Source organism: Rhodococcus sp. IEGM 1306, from assembly GCF_036541985.1.
GTDB classification, from domain to species: domain Bacteria; phylum Actinomycetota; class Actinomycetes; order Mycobacteriales; family Mycobacteriaceae; genus Rhodococcus_F; species Rhodococcus_F qingshengii.
The window spans coordinates 336629-352923 of record NZ_JAZHFF010000006.1 but is presented as its reverse complement, the minus strand read 5'-3'; the positions used below and the strand labels follow the sequence as shown (position 1 = coordinate 352923).

General features: G+C 64.0%; 16 protein-coding genes. 7 read left to right on the top strand and 9 right to left on the bottom strand.

Annotated features, from left to right (window positions below; all coding sequences use genetic code 11):
• Positions 1-4: 4 nt before the first annotated feature.
• Positions 5-1522, bottom strand: coding sequence for a leucyl aminopeptidase (locus V3587_RS19650; RefSeq protein ID WP_007730044.1), 1518 nt, complete (start codon positions 1520-1522; stop codon positions 5-7).
• Between the two features lie 158 nt (positions 1523-1680).
• Between V3587_RS19650 and gcvT the strand changes: the two genes are divergently transcribed.
• Positions 1681-2781 carry a glycine cleavage system aminomethyltransferase GcvT gene (gene gcvT, locus V3587_RS19645; protein WP_019748918.1) on the top strand — a complete coding sequence of 367 codons (1101 nt, stop codon included), beginning with the start codon at positions 1681-1683 and terminating at the stop codon, positions 2779-2781.
• A 32-nt stretch (positions 2782-2813) separates the two neighbouring features.
• The gene (locus V3587_RS19640) at positions 2814-3917 is read left to right on the top strand and encodes a branched-chain amino acid aminotransferase (protein WP_003941766.1); all 1104 of its coding nucleotides are present in this window, start codon (positions 2814-2816) and stop codon (positions 3915-3917) included.
• Here V3587_RS19640 and V3587_RS19635 read toward each other — a convergent pair.
• The 6 genes from V3587_RS19635 to V3587_RS19610 form a co-directional block, all read right to left on the bottom strand.
• Positions 3911-4732: a dienelactone hydrolase family protein gene (locus V3587_RS19635; RefSeq protein WP_007730045.1), complete on the bottom strand. Its 822-nt coding sequence runs from the start codon at positions 4730-4732 to the stop codon at positions 3911-3913. The two genes, V3587_RS19640 and V3587_RS19635, sit on opposite strands and share 7 nt — an antisense overlap.
• Before the next feature lie 123 nt (positions 4733-4855).
• The gene (locus tag V3587_RS19630) at positions 4856-5830 is read right to left on the bottom strand and encodes a GlxA family transcriptional regulator (protein ID WP_283377208.1); all 975 of its coding nucleotides are present in this window, start codon (positions 5828-5830) and stop codon (positions 4856-4858) included.
• Between the two features lie 9 nt (positions 5831-5839).
• Positions 5840-6607 (bottom strand): adenosylcobinamide-GDP ribazoletransferase, encoded by a 768-nt coding sequence (locus V3587_RS19625; protein WP_080961137.1) that lies wholly within the window; start codon positions 6605-6607, stop codon positions 5840-5842.
• Between the two features lie 2 nt (positions 6608-6609).
• Entirely contained in the window at positions 6610-7755 is a 1146-nt protein-coding gene (gene cobT, locus V3587_RS19620) for a nicotinate-nucleotide--dimethylbenzimidazole phosphoribosyltransferase (protein WP_054187294.1), read from the bottom strand.
• 23 nt (positions 7756-7778) lie between these two features.
• Positions 7779-8366: a bifunctional adenosylcobinamide kinase/adenosylcobinamide-phosphate guanylyltransferase gene (cobU, locus tag V3587_RS19615; protein ID WP_257216599.1), complete on the bottom strand. Its 588-nt coding sequence runs from the start codon at positions 8364-8366 to the stop codon at positions 7779-7781.
• Positions 8367-8368: 2 nt separating this feature from the next.
• A complete protein-coding gene (locus V3587_RS19610; protein ID WP_007730051.1) occupies positions 8369-9025 on the bottom strand; it encodes a DUF3043 domain-containing protein in 657 nt (218 codons plus the stop codon).
• 134 nt (positions 9026-9159) lie between these two features.
• Here V3587_RS19610 and V3587_RS19605 point away from each other — a divergent pair, with 134 nt between their 5' ends.
• The 3 genes from V3587_RS19605 to V3587_RS19595 all read left to right on the top strand — a co-directional run bounded on the left by V3587_RS19605 (position 9160) and on the right by V3587_RS19595 (position 11902).
• Positions 9160-10227, top strand: a complete 1068-nt coding sequence (locus V3587_RS19605) for a glycerate kinase family protein (protein ID WP_283377207.1) — start codon at positions 9160-9162, stop codon at positions 10225-10227.
• A gap of 150 nt (positions 10228-10377) precedes the next feature.
• A complete protein-coding gene (locus tag V3587_RS19600; RefSeq protein WP_007730053.1) occupies positions 10378-10728 on the top strand; it encodes a HesB/IscA family protein in 351 nt (116 codons plus the stop codon).
• Between the two features lie 196 nt (positions 10729-10924).
• Positions 10925-11902, top strand: a complete 978-nt coding sequence (locus tag V3587_RS19595) for a carbohydrate kinase family protein (RefSeq protein ID WP_003941700.1) — start codon at positions 10925-10927, stop codon at positions 11900-11902.
• Between the two features lie 63 nt (positions 11903-11965).
• On the opposite strand, the gene asnB is transcribed toward V3587_RS19595, so the two are convergent.
• On the bottom strand, positions 11966-13891 hold the full coding sequence (gene asnB / locus V3587_RS19590; RefSeq protein ID WP_283377206.1) for an asparagine synthase (glutamine-hydrolyzing): 1926 nt from the start codon (positions 13889-13891) through the stop codon (positions 11966-11968).
• A gap of 319 nt (positions 13892-14210) precedes the next feature.
• On the opposite strand from asnB, the gene ctaC reads away from it, so the two are divergent.
• Entirely contained in the window at positions 14211-15275 is a 1065-nt protein-coding gene (ctaC, locus tag V3587_RS19585; RefSeq protein ID WP_030537048.1) for an aa3-type cytochrome oxidase subunit II, read from the top strand.
• A 39-nt stretch (positions 15276-15314) separates the two neighbouring features.
• Positions 15315-15731, top strand: coding sequence for a cytochrome c oxidase subunit 4 (locus tag V3587_RS19580; protein WP_003941723.1), 417 nt, complete (start codon positions 15315-15317; stop codon positions 15729-15731).
• Between the two features lie 109 nt (positions 15732-15840).
• On the opposite strand, the gene V3587_RS19575 is transcribed toward V3587_RS19580, so the two are convergent.
• Positions 15841-16230 (bottom strand): DUF3224 domain-containing protein, encoded by a 390-nt coding sequence (locus V3587_RS19575; protein ID WP_030537047.1) that lies wholly within the window; start codon positions 16228-16230, stop codon positions 15841-15843.
• Positions 16231-16295 lie beyond the last annotated feature (65 nt).

Genomic DNA, 16295 nt, shown 5'->3' with positions numbered 1-16295 from the left:
GGGGTCAGCCGTTTACCGCGATGTCCTCCAGGACCGAGATCATCGTGCGAACGGGAACGCCGGTGCCGCCCTTGCCGGTGTAACCCCACGGCCCTGACGTGTTGTAGGCCGGCCCCGCGACGTCGATGTGCGCCCACTGGACACCCTCGGGAACGAATTCCTTGAGGTAGTGAGCTGCGACCAGCATGCCGCCCCAGCGGTGTGGGGTGACATTGGCCATGTCGGCGACCTTGGAGTCGAGATCTCCGCGCAATTCCTCCGGCAGCGGCATGGCCCAGCCGTTCTCGCCGACGCTCTGCGAGATGGAGGCGACGCGGTCACGGAACTCGTCGGTTCCCATGACTCCGGGGGTGCGGTTGCCGAGCGCGACCATCTGCGCACCGGTGAGGGTGGCGGTGTCGATCATGTAGTCGGGGTTGTCCTCACCCGCGCGAACCATCGCGTCGGCAAGAATCAAACGGCCCTCGGCGTCGGTGTTGACGACCTCGATGGTGATTCCGCCGTACTGGGTCAGCACGTCGCCGGGACGCTGGGCGGTCGCGGACGGCATGTTCTCGGCCATCGGTACGTATGCGACGACGTTGACGGGCAGGCCGAGCTTGGCGGCAAGCACAACGGTGGAGATGACGGCTGCGGCGCCGCCCATGTCCGAGGTCATGTTCTCCATACCGGCGGCGGGCTTGATGGAGATTCCGCCGGTGTCGAAGGTGATGCCCTTACCCACCAGTGCGACCTTGCGGGCACCACGCTTCTTCGACGCGTATTCGAGGCGGACGAGACGCGGCTGGCGTGACGAGCCCTTGCCGACGCCGATGATTCCGCCGTAGCCACCCTTCTCGAGTGCCTTCTCGTCGAGAACCTGGACGGTGAGCCCGGCCTCGACGCCCAGTGCCTTCGCGCGCGCGGCGAACTCGGCGGGGTAGAGGTGGCTCGGGGGAGTGTTGACGAACTCGCGTGCGGTGGCGACGGCCTCGGCGATGGCAGCCGACCGTGCCAGCGTCGCTTTGGTCTCCTTCGTGCGCGGCGACGGCACCAGAAGTTCGACGCGGGCCAGTGGCTGCGAATCGGGACCGGGAGCCGTCATGGACGACTTGAATTCGGTGAAGCTGTACGCGCCCAACGCAAATCCCTCGGCGGCTGCACCGAGGTCGAGGATCGAGAGCGTGGTTGCGACGGTGTCGATGCCGGACAACGAGCGAGCTGCGGCGCCGGCGGACTTACGGATCTGCTCGCTGCCGAGCTTGTCGGCAGAGCCGAGTCCGACGGCGAGAACGCTGGTGACCGACAGTTCGCTCGGTGCCGGGACACGAGTGAGCTGCTCGGGCTTGCCGGTGGCGCCGACGGCGATGAGGCTGTCGAGGATCTCGGCGAGTACGTCTTCGGCGACGATGCCTTCGCTGAGTGCGATTTCGGGGCCGTCCGGACCCGACGTCAGGCCGACGACCAGTATCTCTGCGCGCTTGGCGACTGTGCCGGCGAGAACGAGGTCGGGTCCCAACGATCGGGCTGTGCGAGTGCTCAAGGTGTCTCCTGTGAGGTGAGTGTGCGATGCGTCCGGTTCTGGCGGATGCCTGAGTCGATGTTAGGCCCTTTGCAGTTTGCGGACGGGCGATCGTCACGGCCGGGTGAGCTCTCGCTGCGGACATGTTTCGATCGGCGAAGTCCGATAGGTTGTGGGCCATGACCGACGAACAACTGTTGCAGGGCCCGATCCACCCCGTCCACGTCGAACTCGGCGCGACGTTCGCGCCGTTCGGGGGGTGGCAGATGCCGGTTTCGTACGCCGGCGTCGTGGCCGAACACACCTCTGTGCGTGAGAATGTCGGACTCTTCGACGTCAGTCACCTCGGCAAGGCCGTCGTGCGTGGCGCGGGCGCCGCGGAATTCGTGAACTCCGCACTGACCAACGACCTGAACAAGATCGGGCCGGGTAAGGCTCAGTACACGTTGTGCTGCAACGAGTCCGGTGGTGTCATCGACGACCTCATTGCGTACTACGTCAGCGACGACGAGATCTTCCTCGTCCCGAACGCAGCCAATACCGCGGACGTCGTTGCGGCTCTGGTCGCTGTGGCACCGGACGGAATCACCGTCGAGGATCAGCATCGTGCCTACGGTGTGCTGGCTGTGCAGGGTCCGAAATCGGTGGCGGTTCTGACCGCTCTGGGACTTCCCACCGAGATCGAGTACATGGCGTACGAAGATGCGGAATGGAACGGCGTGCCTGTTCGTGTGTGCCGCAGCGGTTACACCGGTGAGGTCGGCTACGAACTCCTGCCGCGGTGGGAGGACAGCGAGCCGTTGTTCCGCGCGCTTCTCGAGGCAGTGCGCGCCGAGGGTGGGCAGGCCGCCGGACTCGGCGCCCGTGACACTCTTCGTACCGAGATGGGGTATCCGCTGCACGGGCATGAGCTTTCGCTCGAGATTTCTCCGCTCGAAGCGCGCTGCGGATGGGCGATCGGTTGGAAGAAGCCGACATTCTGGGGCAAAGAGACCTTGACCGACGAGAAGGCTGCCGGCCCGGCTCGCAAACTCTGGGGGATCAAGGCTCTCGATCGCGGCGTGCTTCGTGCCGGCCTCGGTGTTCTGCGTGACGGCGAGGCAATCGGCGAGACCACCTCGGGGACGTTTTCGCCCTCGCTCAAAGTGGGAATTGCGTTGGCGCTCCTCGATTCCGGTGCCAATGTCTCGGCCGGCGACGAGATCGAAGTCGACGTCCGTGGTCGTGCACTTCGGTGCGTCGTGGTGTCTCCTCCGTTCGTGGAGACCAACACCAAGTAGAGAGCTTTTTCACGTTCGATAGGATTGCGCCCATGACAGGTGCCGCCGATTTCGTTCGTGTTCAGAGCTCGTCCCCGAAGTCCGACGCCGAGCGCCGTGACATTTTGGCGGCGCCCGGCTTCGGGCGGCACTTCACCGACCACATGGTCTCGATCGACTACACCGCGGGCAAGGGCTGGCACGACGCCCAGGTGTTGCCGTACGGAAACATCGAGCTCGATCCGGCCGCAATGGTTTTGCACTACGGACAGGCCATCTTCGAGGGCCTCAAGGCATACCGTCAGCCGGGTGGCGAGATCAGCTCGTTCCGCGTCGAGGCCAACGCCGAGCGTTTCGCGGCATCTGCGCGCCGTCTGGCCATGCCGGAGCTCCCGTCGCAGATGTTCATCGATTCCATCACCGAACTGATCGACGTCGATCTCGACTGGGTTCCCGCAGCCGGTGGCGAGGACGCGCTCTACCTCCGTCCGTTCATGTTCTCCACCGAAGCCGGACTCGGTGTCCGTCCCGCCGACGAGTACCGCTACCTGCTGATCGCCTCGCCTGCTGGTGCGTACTTCCCGCGCGGCGTCAAGCCGGTCAGTGTGTGGCTGTCCACCGAATACGTTCGCGCGGCCCCCGGTGGTACCGGCGCGGCCAAGTTCGCCGGCAACTACGCCGCTTCACTCCTCGCCCAGGCGCAAGCCGCCGACGAGGGTTGCGACCAGGTGGTCTGGCTCGACGCCATCGAGCGCACGTACGTCGAGGAAATGGGTGGAATGAACCTGTTCTTCGTCTTCGGCTCGGGCCCCGACGCTCGCCTCGTGACGCCGTCGCTGTCCGGTTCGTTGTTGCCAGGCATCACGCGCAACTCGTTGCTCGCCCTTGCCGCCGATTCCGGTTTCGCCGTCGAGGAGCGCAAGATCAGCACCGACGAATGGCGCACCAAGTGCAAGAGCGGTGAAATCACCGAGGTCTTCGCTTGCGGCACAGCAGCAGTCATCACCCCCGTCGGACGCGTCAAGTCCGCCGAGGGCGAGTTCACCATCGCCGACGGCGAGCCGGGTGAGGTGACGATGGCACTGCGCGACACCCTCACGGGTATCCAGCGCGGAACCTTCGCCGACACCCACGGCTGGATGACGAAACTTCACTGATCGCTGGTTCGTTCCGCGAGCAATCGCTCCCGGAAGAACTGCAGAATCTCGTCTCGTGCGACGGTGGTGGGCGATCCCGCCTCGTCGACGAGATGAGCCGTCACCACGCTGTGTGGATTGGCAATGACGTGTTCGAAGAACGGCGACGTTGTCGCGTTGGCCGCTTCGTCGGGTAGTACCTTCCCGACGAAGCGCTCGCCCAAGGCCTTCGAATAGGCGGCGAATCGTTGTGCGCGGCAGAACGAGTCACCTCGAAAGCGGTATGCAAGCACCGTGAGGTCTTCGGCCTCGAGTCTCGAGCGCACGGCTTCGAGTTCTTCGGGCCCGCTGTCGGTTTCGTCCGGTCGATCGAGCGGTAACGACGGTTGGGCGAGAACCGGCGCGATGACCGAGGGTTCGAGCATCATCGACAACGCGAAGTTACCGGTGAAGCACATTCCGATCACGCCGACGCCAGGTCCGCCGCTCTCCTCATGGGCGGAAGCGGCGAGTGAACGCAGCCAACGGACCGCCGGACTCGGTTCGTCGGCAGCGAGGGCGCGGAATTCTGCACTGACGCAGGCTCTCTTGAATACCGTCAGCCCCTCGTTCACTGTGGGGACCGCGCCGTCGTGCCCGAACAGTGACGGAACGAAGACAGTGAAACCGGCGTCGCGCACCCAGCGGGCGAATCGCGCTACATGCGGGCTGATGCCCGGCATCTCCGGCATGACGATTACTGCGGGACCGGTGCCGGCCACGTACACGGACTTCGCCACTGCGTCGATGGTGATCGTTCGACGGTCGAAGTCTTCGAGCGGATCGTCTTCGGTCATGCTCCGGTTCGGCACGGTGAGCCCTCTCAGTAGTCGAAACAATTCCTCTGCACAGTCTTTCGGCGCGGGATCGACTACAGAAGAGGGCGGTTCGCCATGTTTTCGGGCGGGCTCGCCTCGCACCTATCCGGCGCCGCCGTTGCGGAATCGCTTTCGGTAGTCGGCCGGGCTGATGCCGACGCGGTCGGTGAACAGGCGACGGAAGGTTCCAGGATCCTGATAGCCGATGTGCTCCAGGATCTTTCCGAGAGGCCAGTCGGTCGATTCCAACAACCGTTTCGCTTTTCGGATCCGTGCACGCTGCAGATAACTGCGCGGCGATTCCCCGGTCTCGTCCTTGAACTTCCGAAGCATGGTTCGGGTGCTGAGGTGAAAAGCACTCGACAGCAGATCCAAGTCGTAAGGTTCCGCCATCCGTTCGACCAGCCACCTTCCGACGTCGTCGGCAAACTGTGTGTGTTTGGCGGGCAGCATCGAGTCGAGGATGTACGGAGCTTGACTGGTTCGGTTTTCGGGCGCCAGCGTAATTCTTGCGGTCGTACGCGCAATCTTGTCGCCGAGATGCTCGCGCACGAGTGCTGTTGCGAGGTCGAGCGCGGCGGTGAACGCAGCAGTGGTGGTGACGCCGTCGTCCTGGACGATCAACGAGTCGGTTCGAACCGTCGCACCGGGGTAACGACTCGCGAGGTCCGCACCGTACAGCCACGACGTCGTACATCGGCGTCCGTCGAGCAGTCCCGCCTCGCCCAGCAGATACGCGCCGACGCAGACCGACGACACCCGAACGCCGCGCGCCTCGCACGCACGGATGAACTCGATTTCTCCCTCCCACAGCGACAAACGCGTCGCAGGGTCTTCGGACGGCACGAGTTCGAACCCCGGCACAACCAGGTGATCGATGTCGTGATGCCCCTCCTGCACGCCGAGCGAAAATCCACCTGCCGCAACGACGGGCGTGCCGGACGCTGCGATGACCGATACCTCGAAGGGGTCGGCGGGCGCTCCATCAGCGACCCGATTCGCGATCAGGAGAAGGTCGGTGAAAACGAAGATCTCGGCCGCGAGGCAACCTTCGTACGCAAGGACACCTACTCGCACGACGTCGGATCACAGTCCGAGAGTGAGGCCGACGGCCGTAAGCGTCACAGTGAGTTCGAGTGCGAATCCGAGAACGTCTCCGTTGAGTCCGCCGAATCTACGGACGCAGTGACGCACGCACAGCACACTGATCACCAGCGCCGACGCGGTCACGAGAGGGCCGAGCCACCACCGGTCGGTGGCAAAGCCGGAAGCGGCGATCAGCGGAACCGACCACACGATTGCGGCCCACAGCGGTTGTGAATCGGCGACGAGCGCACCGAATCCGCTCGGGCTCGACGCGAGAATACCTCGGCGGCAGGCAAAAACGACGGCCACACGACCCGCAGCGACAGATACGAGAACGGCGATCCACTGCGTGGGGGAGTCGGCAACAGCGAGGACGCCGAAGGAGACCGATTGCAGCCCGAGGAAGATGAACAGCGCCGCGACCCCGAACGGTCCGGCACCGCCGCTGTGCATGACTTCGCGGGCGCGCTCCGGTGGACCGTAACAACCCAGTCCGTCGACGGAGTCTGCCAGTCCGTCCACGTGCATCCCGCGTGTCCCGAGAGCGAGCGCACCGACCGTCAGCAAGCCTGCGAGATAGGGATTCAGGCCGATACTGGTTGTGCCCCAGAGCAGAAACGTCGCGGCAATGCCGAGAGCGATCCCGGTGAGCGGAGCTGCCGCGATGGCGCGACGGCCGGCAGTTCGATCGATGTCGGAGGGACCACGAACCGGAAGGACCGTCAGCCACGAGAAGGCCAGCGGCACTCCGGACAGCGGGCCCGCCACGCTCACTCCGCCGTATCGGTCTTGGTCAGGTCGATCGACTCCGGTTCGTCGGCAGGTGCGCTGCCCTGAGTGCTGACACCGGCTTCGGAGAATGTCGCCATCTTGCTCAGGATCGCCACTGCGCCCTGAAGAATCGGGAGAGCTGTGACTGCACCTGAACCTTCACCGAGACGCATGTCGAACTCGACGATCGGGTCGAGACCCATTCGGGTCAATGCGATGGTGTGGGCGGGTTCGGTGGAGCGGTGTCCGGCGACCCACCATTCACGTGCGCCGAAAGCCAGTTCGTCGGCAACCATGGCGGCTGCGGTGACCACAACGCCGTCGAGGATCACCGGCGTACGACGCGAAGCTGCCTGGGCCAGAAAGCCGGCCATCGCGGCGAGGTCGGCACCCGAAGACGTGCGCAGCAGCGCGACTGTGTCGCGAACGTGCGGACGGGCACGCCGGAGAGCGTCGCGAATCGCTGCGGTCTTGCGGATCCATCCGGCGTCGTCGATACCGGTACCTCGACCCACGACCGCGACGGGTTCACTGTCCGTGAGTGCGGCGATGAGTACGGTTGCGGGCGTCGTATTGCCGATGCCCATGTCGCCGGCGATGAGAAGATCTGCGCCCCCGTCGATTTCCTCGTCCGCGATCGCTCGGCCGGCGGCGATGGCCTGAAGGGTTTCCTCGTTCGACATGGCGTCTTCGCGGTCGATGGACCCGGAAGACCTGCGTACCTTGTGGTTCGAGACGGACGGATCGGTATCGCCGTCCACTGCGATGTCGACGACGCGTACCGTGGCGCCGGCAACCTCGGCGAGGACGTTGACCGCCGCGCCGCCCCCGAGGAAGTTGGCGACCATCTGTGCGGTCACTTCCGGCGGATAGGCGGAGACGCCGTTGCGGGCGATTCCGTGATCACCCGCGAACACGACGACGCGAGGCCGAGCGAAAGCGTGTGGGGGACAAACTCCTTGGCAGGCTGATGCCCAGCCGGCGAGAGCCTCCAGTCGGCCCAGCGAACCGGCCGGCTTGGTCAGATCACGCTGACGCGCATCGGCCTGCGCTCGCACCTCGCGGTCGGGCGGGGTGACGGGTTCGAAGTCGGCGCTACTGACTGGCGCGACGTCAGGGTTGGCATCTGGATTCGCCCCTGAAATGGCCCCTGGATTGGCCTCGGTACTCACATCGTGCCTTCCGGTTGTGCAGCAGTATCTTTCAAGATGAGCGGTAACCCTGCAACCACTAGTACGACACGATCGCACACCCCGGCGATACGAGCGTTGAGAGTGCCGATCTCGTCGCGGAACAATCGTCCGGACCGCGTCTCGGGGATGACGGCCAAACCCACTTCGGGGCTGACCAGCACCAGGTGTCCGCGATAGTTCTCGACACTGGCGACCAGGCTGTCCGCAGCGGGAGTGACGGTGCCGCGCGGAGCGTCCCAGGCGCCTTGCCGATCGAGTTCCGCGGTCAGCCACGTTCCCAGATCGTCGACCAACGTCGCTGTGTGTGAATCGCTTTCGAGCTGCGCCGCGAGATCGCCGGCATCTGCGGTTTCGACCGTCGACCAATGGGAGGGCCGTCTGTTGCGGTGCTGGTCGATCCGGCTCTCCCAGTCTGCGTCGGAGACATCACGTCTGGCTGTCGCCAGGTACCGGACCGGTGCCGAACTTTCGGGTAAGTGGCCTGCACAAACCAAATCCTCGGCGTGCGCGGACTTACCAGACCGCGCGCCGCCGAGGACCAAAGTTCTATACGTGTTCGTCACGCTCAGATTGCGTCGCCCGGCCCCACACGAGGCTTCGGTGCGCGCAGCTTACGGATCTGCGACGCGCGAACGAACGCGTACCAGCCGAGCTTGAATCCGCCGTCGGTGCTGTCGGGGAAGCGCTCGGCGACGCGGTTGTTGATCATGCGACCGAGCCAGATGCCTTCACCGACCATGAAGAGCATCATCACGAGCATTGCCAGCGTGACGATCTGCTGGAGTGCGGGCGTGACGAACATCGTCATGATGAGGATCAATGCGAGCGGCATGAACAGCCCGACGAGGTTGCGGCGAGCGTCGATGAAGTCACGGACGTAGGCGCGAACCGGTCCCTTGTCGCGGGGGAGCAGGTACTTGTCCTCGCCGGCGAGCATGCGGGCGCGGCGGTCTGCCGACGATGCACGACGCTCGGCGGCTTCGGCCTTGCGGTCCTCCTTGGAGCCGCGGGTCGCCTTACGGCGGGCGCGGGCTTCCTTCGCGGTCAGCGGGGCAGGGGCAACGGGGCCACGCCTCTTCGCCTCGGCGTCACGACGCTTGGGTGTGGGGCGGCCCTTGCCCACCTGCTCGATGGGCGCCTCTTCGGAGGCCGAGGATGCCTCAGTGCCCTCGACGTCACGTTTGTCGGAGTTGTCTGAGTCACCGCGGCGTAGCAATTTCACACCTCCAGGCTATTGGATAAGTGCACGGTCTGGGAAACCGACCTCGGTCTTTCTGAAAAACCCGATCGCCCGAGGCACTGAAACGCGCGAGATCGTGAAACATCGGGGTCATTCGGGACTCTTAGACTTCGGCTATGCGGGTAATAGTTGCTCCAGATTCGTTTGGTGAGACGTTGACGGCCGTCGAGGCGGCTGAGTCCATTTCTGCCGGTTGGCGACGTGGCCGACCCGAAGACGACGTTGTCACCGCGCCACAATCCGACGGTGGGCCGGGTTTCGTCGACGTCTTGGCCACGGCTGGGGGCGACATCCGGACTGCACGGGTGTCCGGGCCTTTGACCGCCGCCGTCGACGCCACGTGGCTGTTCGATTCGGACACGGCGTACATCGAGTCCGCCGAGGCCGTCGGGCTCGGCCTGCTCGGAGGTCCGCCGACGCGGGACACTGCACTCGCCGCGCACAGTCTCGGTGTGGGAGAGCTGATCGCTGTCGCGCTCGAGGCAGGCGTGAAGACGGTTGTCGTCGGACTCGGTGGGAGTTGCTGCACCGACGGGGGACGTGGACTGGTGGAGGCGCTGGGCGGCCTGGAGGTTGCAGCGGCGGCTACGGCAGGCACTCAGTTGTTCGCCGCCACCGACGTCGAACACGTACTTCTCGGCGAGCACGGTGCGGCAGCAGTGTTCGGCCCGCAAAAGGGCGCCGACGCCGAAGCCGTCGCAGTCCTCGAAGCGAGCAACGCGAGATGGGCCGAACAGTTGGAGTCCGTCACCGGAAAACGAGTGTCGAATTTTCCGGGTGCCGGCGCCGCGGGTGGTATCGGTGCCGCGCTCTTTGCGCTCGGTGCACAGCGGCGATCCGGGGCCGACGTCGTCGCGGATCGCACCGGACAGGCCGCGCTACTGGCTTCCGCTGACCTGGTGATCACGGGCGAAGGCAAGTTCGACCACCAATCTCTGCGCGGCAAACTCGTCACAACGCTCGCTTCGGCGGGGGCAGCACACGGCGTTCCGACGCTCGTCTTTGCCGGCCAGGTGACGCTCGACGAGGCGGACTATGCGTCGACCTCGATAGTCGCGGCGAAGTCGGTGACGGATTTCGCCGGGTCGGTGGAACGTGCGATGGAGGAAGCGTCGGCGTGTCTCGAGGGACTCGCCGAACACACGGCACGCGAGTGGAACTTCTGGCGCGGCGTCCGGAGGTGAGGATCCACAAGCGTCGATGCGCCGTTGCCGTGTCTGGAAGACCGGATAGGATGAAGACGAATCGCACCCGGTAAAGGACTGGCGGGAATAAGTCGGCAGCGGCGTACCGTTGAAGCGTTCACGGGTTGGTACGAACATTAGGGAGAGCCCATGACTGTGCAGAACGAGACCGCCACCCACGGCGTCAAGATGACCGAGGCCGCGTCCGCCAAGGCGAAGGCACTCTTCGATCAGGAGGGTCGCGACGACCTCGCGCTGCGTATTGCAGTGCAGCCCGGCGGCTGTGCCGGACTGAAGTACCAGCTGTTCTTCGACGACCGCACGCTCGACGGTGACCTCACTGTCGACTTCAACGGCGTCAACCTGGTTGTCGACCGGATGAGCGCGCCGTACGTCGAAGGTGCGTCCATCGACTTCCTCGACACCATCGAGCAGCAGGGCTTCTCGATCGACAACCCCAATGCAACAGGCTCCTGCGCCTGCGGTGACTCGTTCAACTGAGTCTGTCGATCACAACTCAATTCACGAACAACTGACGCGGAACCGACATTCGGTTTCGCGTCAGTTGTTTGTGGTGACTCGTACGTAGACCGTTCCGATCCGACAGCTCGGGCGCCGATGACGGCGCTACGGGCGGTAACGTGAACTTTTGCTCCTCTTTCATTCTTGTACTCACTTCGCTGAAAGGCCACGATCCGTGACTATTGCGGTAACCGGTTCCATCGCCACCGACCACTTGATGCGCTTCCCCGGCCGCTTCGCCGATCAGCTCCTCGCCGATCAGCTCGCCCACGTTTCGCTGAGTTTCCTGGTCGACGATCTCGTGATTCGCCGCGGTGGTGTCGGCGGCAACATCGCTTACGCCATGGGCGTGCTCGGTGGGTCCCCGCTACTCGTCGGCGCAGTCGGTGCCGACTTCGCCGAGTACCGCACGTGGCTCGAGGACAACGGCGTCGACTGCAGCGCGGTCCGTATCTCGGACAAGGCACATACGGCGCGTTTCGTGTGCACCACCGACGAGGACATGGCGCAGATCGCGTCGTTCTACCCCGGTGCGATGAGCGAGGCTCGCGAGATCGAACTCGCGGCAGTGGCCAAGACTGCGGGCGCAGTCGAGTTGGTGCTGATCGGCGCCAACGACCCCGAGGCCATGGTTCGCCATACCGACGAATGCCGTCTGCTCGGGATTCCGTTCGCAGCGGATCCGTCGCAGCAGCTTGCCCGCCTGTCCGGTGACGAGGCCAAGGCGCTCATTCACGGCGCGAAGTACTTGTTCACCAACGAGTACGAGTGGGGTCTGCTTCAGCAGAAGACTGGTCTGAGCGAGGAAGAGATCCGCGCGCAGGTCGGCATCCGTGTCACCACCCTCGGCTCCAAGGGTGTGGAAATTGTTGACGCCGAAGGCAATTGGGTGCGCGTCGATGTAGTGCCCGAGACCGGCAAGGTGGATCCGACGGGCGTTGGTGACGGCTTCCGCGCCGGGTTCCTGCTCGCACACGGCGCCGGTCTGAGCTTCGAGCGTGCTGCACAGTTGGGATCTTTGGTCGCTGTGTTGATTCTCGAGACCGTGGGAACGCAGGAGTGGGTGTTCAATCGCGACGAGGCACTCAAGCGCCTTACCGACGCATACGGCAGCGCGGCAGCGGACGAGATCGCGACGATCCTGCCGAAGTAGGGCTCCGCCCCGTGAGTGGTTGAGGAGTTCGGAGACTCCCTAACCGCTCACGGGGCCGAAGGCCTAGATATTGACCGGGTACACCGGCTCCTGGATCTGCGGCACGATGCGCTTCTCCACGAAGATTCCGTGCCAGACCATGAAGGTCAGGACGGTCCACAGGCGTCGGCTGTGGTCGGACACGCCCTCGCGGTGATCGTTGAGCATCTTCACGACGGCCTGCTTGTCGAAGATGTGGTCGGTACCCGACTCCTCGATCTGCAGATGTGCCCAGTCGAAGAGTTCGGTGCCGCGCAGCCAATGGCGCAGGGGAACCGGGAATCCGAGCTTCGCACGGTGCAGAACATGGTGCGGCACAATGCCTTCCAGGGCCTGGCGCAGTGCGTACTTGGTCGTGTCCTTCGTGATCTTCTGATCGAGCGGTACGCGTGACGCGACGTCGAAGACCTCGGGATCGAGGAACGGCACACGCAGTTCCAGCGAGTTGGCCATCGTCATCTTGTCTGCCTTGACGAGGATGTCGCCGCGCAGCCAGGTGAACAGGTCGAGATGCTGCATCCGCGCAACCGGATCCCAGTCCAGTGACTGCGCGTAGATCGGCGCAGTGACGTCCTGGTGCGTCCACTCCGGACGGAAATCGCGCAGGACGGCGCGGAGCTGAGCGTCGTTGAAGCTACGAGCATTTCCGTAGTAGCGCTCCTCGAGGGTCAACGAACCGCGATTGAGCAGGCTCTTGCCGCGAGTGCCGTCCGGGATGCGTTCGGACAACTTGCCCGCGGCCCGACGCAGCCCCTTGGGGAGGTACTCGAAAGGCTTGAGCGACAACGGCTCACGGTAGATCGTGTAGCCGCCGAACAACTCGTCGGCACCCTCGCCGGACAGCACGACCTTGACGTGCTTGCGCGCTTCCTTCGCGATGAACCACAGCGGAATCAATGCCGGATCGGCTACCGGGTCGTCGAGGTACCAGACGATCTCGGGAATGGCAGCGGCGAACTCGGCGGGGGAGACCACCTTGACGACGTGCTTCGCGCCGATCGCTGCGGCAGATTCTGCAGCGACGTCGACCTCGGAATAGCCCTCACGTTCGAAACCGGTCGTGAAGGTGATCAGGTTGGGGTTGTGGCGCATCGCCAGCGCCGCGATCGCCGTGGAGTCGATACCGCCGGACAGGAACGAACCGACGGTGACGTCGGCACGCATGTGCTTGGCGACCGAATCCTCGAGTGCCTCGGCGATTTCCTGGTAGCGCGCCTTCTCGGTGCCAGGTGCAAAAGGCTTGGCCGGGAACTTCGGCGTGAAATACCGCGTGAACGTGGGCTCCTCGCCCGGACGCACCCGAGCGAAGCTGCCCGACTCCAGGCGGCGGATCTGCTTGTGCAGTGTTTCCGGCTCCGGTACGTACTGCAGAACGGTGTAGTGCTCGATGGCACGCGGATCCAGCTCGGTACCGATGCCGATCAGATCGGTGAGTTCGAGCAGGCTCTTCTTCTCGCTGCCGAACGCGGTGCCGCCGGCGCCGGTCGCGATGAACAGCGGCTTGATCCCGAACGGATCGCGCGCGATGAACAGCTCGCGTGTGTCGGTGTCCCAGATCGCGAACGCGAACATTCCGCGCAGGCGCCGGACCGCGTCCTCACCCCAGTAGTGGAATGCAGCGACGATGGCCTCGGAGTCGCCCTCGGTGAAGAACTCGGCGTCGTGGTCCTTGACCAGTTCGGCGCGGATCTCCAAGTAGTTGTAGATCTCGCCGTTGAACGTGAGCGCATAACGCTCCGGGTTCTCCGGTGGGCCCCAACGCAGCGGCTGGTGGGAATGAGCGATGTCGATGATCGCCAGGCGGTTGAACCCGAAGACGAGGTGATCGTCGTTCCACGTCCCGTGTTCGTCCGGCCCGCGGTGACGAAGGCAATGCATCGCCTGGTCGACCCGCGAGACGGCGTCCTCGCTGGTTCCGCCAGATGTCAGTAGCCCGAGCAGTCCACACACAGCGTCCGGTTCCTCGATTCAGAATTTTTGTACAGAAGGCTCCCGGACACGAGTGTCGGGGAGAGGTCAACGAACTCTTGACGAAAGTATGCCGCAGATCGACGTCCCTGCCGATCGCGGCGGAACGAATCGACGTGATGTGCGTCGCCGAAACGACCTGAGCCGTTCCTGAGCAGCACCTGAGAGAGCTGTGTGACGTCCGCCGCGACACGGGCGAGGACCCGAGGATGGATAGCGCCCGGCTTTGGTCTACGCTGCGTAGTAATTGGGCCTTCCCTCCGGGCATGCCCTAGTTGAATTTTGTGGCGATCAGGAAGGCGTGAACGTGGCGCAAGGTCGGATCCTTCGGCGAGCGGGGCTGGCAGTATCTCTGGGCATTGCTGCCTTGCTGCTGTCGGGTTGCTCCATCGACAACGAAGTGCTTCGTTTCGGGTGGCCTTCGGGCATCACCCCGGAGGCGACGCGCATGCGTGAGCTGTGGACGTGGTCGGTTGTAGCCGCCCTCGTCATGGGTGTGCTGGTGTGGGGGTTGGTCTTCTGGGCCGTCATCTTCCACCGTAAGAAGAAGGACTCGCCGGAATTCCCGCGTCAGACGGCATACAACGTGCCGCTCGAACTCGGTTACACGGCAGTTCCCTTCGTCATCATCGCGGTTCTCTTCTACTTCACCGTCATCGTTCAGAACCATGTTCTGGACAAGACGGACAACCCTGACGTCGTTGTAGACGTCACGGCCTTCCAGTGGAACTGGAAGTTCGGCTACCGCTCCATCGAGTTCGGTGACGGCTCCGCCAAGTACAACGGAATCGACGTCGAGGCCGAAGAGGCTGCAAAGACCGAGGGTTCCACCGTGAACGAACACGGGGAAGAAGTCCCCGGCCCGATCCACGGCAACAGCACCGAGGACCTGAGCTACCTGCACTACGACAAGATCGAGACCGTCGGCTCCAGCCAGGAGATCCCAATCCTCGTTCTGCCCACCGGCAAGCGGATCCAGTTCGAACTTGCTTCCTCGGACGTCATCCACGCTTTCTGGGTGCCTGAGTTCCTGTTCAAGCGCGACGTTCTCCCGAACCCCAAGGAGAACCACTCGGACAACATCTTCCAGATCAGTGAGATCGAGAAGGAAGGCGCGTTCGTCGGGCGTTGTGCAGAAATGTGTGGCACGTTCCACGCGATGATGAACTTCGAGGTTCGTGCGGTTTCGCCCGAGGACTTCGCCAAGTACATCGAACTGCGCAAGGGTGACGCGGAGGGCAAGGGTGGTCTGACGACCGCTGAGGCTCTGCAGGCAATCGGTCAGTCGCCGGTGGCTACGTCGACCACGCCGTTCAACACCGACCGCGAGTACCGTCAGGCAACCGTCGCCACTGCAGGCAACTGAGCCGGCCAGCCTCTTCACTGAACAAGGACAAGTGCTGATATGAAGATCGAAGCCAAGCTCTTCGAGATCCTGACGATGTTCTTCATTCTCGTCGCGATCATCTACGGAGTGTTCACCGCTCTGTCACGCACAGGTATCGAGTGGGCCGGACTGACGGCCATCGTCCTGTCTGCAGGTCTGACGCTCATCGTGGGTACCTACTTCCGCTTCGTCGCCCGTCGTCTGGACACCCGTCCCGAGGACTACGACGACGCTGAAATCTCGGATGGTGCAGGAGAACTGGGCTTCTTCAGCCCGGGTAGCTTCTGGCCGATCCTGCTTGCCGCTGCTGCTGCACTCGCGGCAGTGTCGCTGGCGTACTTCCAGCCGTGGCTCATCGCAGTCGCAGTTGTCTGTGTGCTCGCCGCAGCCGCAGGCCTGGTGTTCGAGTACTACACCGGACCCGAGAAGCACTAGTTTCACCCGCACTCGAACAGAGGCGCCGCACCCACCCGGGTACGGCGCCTCTGTTGTCGTTTATGTGAGTTTCGGTGGTAGGAGGGTGCCTGTCAACAACCGCTCTCTGTCAATCGTGGAGCGAGTATTCGAGGTCGTAGCGGTGCAGACCGTCGACGACCTCCAGCTCGAGAGTGCCTGCGATGCCCTTCAACTCGCCGGTTCCGGACCCCGGCACGATCTCGTACAGAAGCTTCTGCGTTCCGTCGATCATCTGACCGAACTGCTGCAGGGCGAACGATCCCACAGCTTCGTCGACCTGCCCCGTGACAAACTCCAAAGCGACATAGCCCGCTGCACCGGCTGTCGGATCGCCCGCGGACAGCATCAGGCCGGACGACGTGCCCTCGACGCCGCCGATGAACGTCTTGTCGAACTCGAAGCGTCCGACGCGTCCGGAGAGCTCAGGATCGGCGGGGCGAAGATCGATCTCGAAGGTGCCGCGTGCATGGGATGTCATGGTCCGAGTATCTCACCAGGCGACAACGCCTCGAGGGGACTCCCGAGAACGTGCAACACTCGGTA

Coding starts and splice junctions, on each gene's coding strand:
- V3587_RS19575 (WP_030537047.1), bottom strand. CDS start 16,230: ATGACATCCCATGCACGCGGCACCTTCGAGATCGATCTTCGCCCCGCC.
- V3587_RS19635 (WP_007730045.1), bottom strand. CDS start 4,732: ATGACCGAAGACGATCCGCTCGAAGACTTCGACCGTCGAACGATCACC.
- V3587_RS19600 (WP_007730053.1), top strand. CDS start 10,378: ATGACTGTGCAGAACGAGACCGCCACCCACGGCGTCAAGATGACCGAG.
- V3587_RS19580 (WP_003941723.1), top strand. CDS start 15,315: ATGAAGATCGAAGCCAAGCTCTTCGAGATCCTGACGATGTTCTTCATT.
- V3587_RS19640 (WP_003941766.1), top strand. CDS start 2,814: ATGACAGGTGCCGCCGATTTCGTTCGTGTTCAGAGCTCGTCCCCGAAG.
- V3587_RS19605 (WP_283377207.1), top strand. CDS start 9,160: ATGCGGGTAATAGTTGCTCCAGATTCGTTTGGTGAGACGTTGACGGCC.
- gcvT (WP_019748918.1), top strand. CDS start 1,681: ATGACCGACGAACAACTGTTGCAGGGCCCGATCCACCCCGTCCACGTC.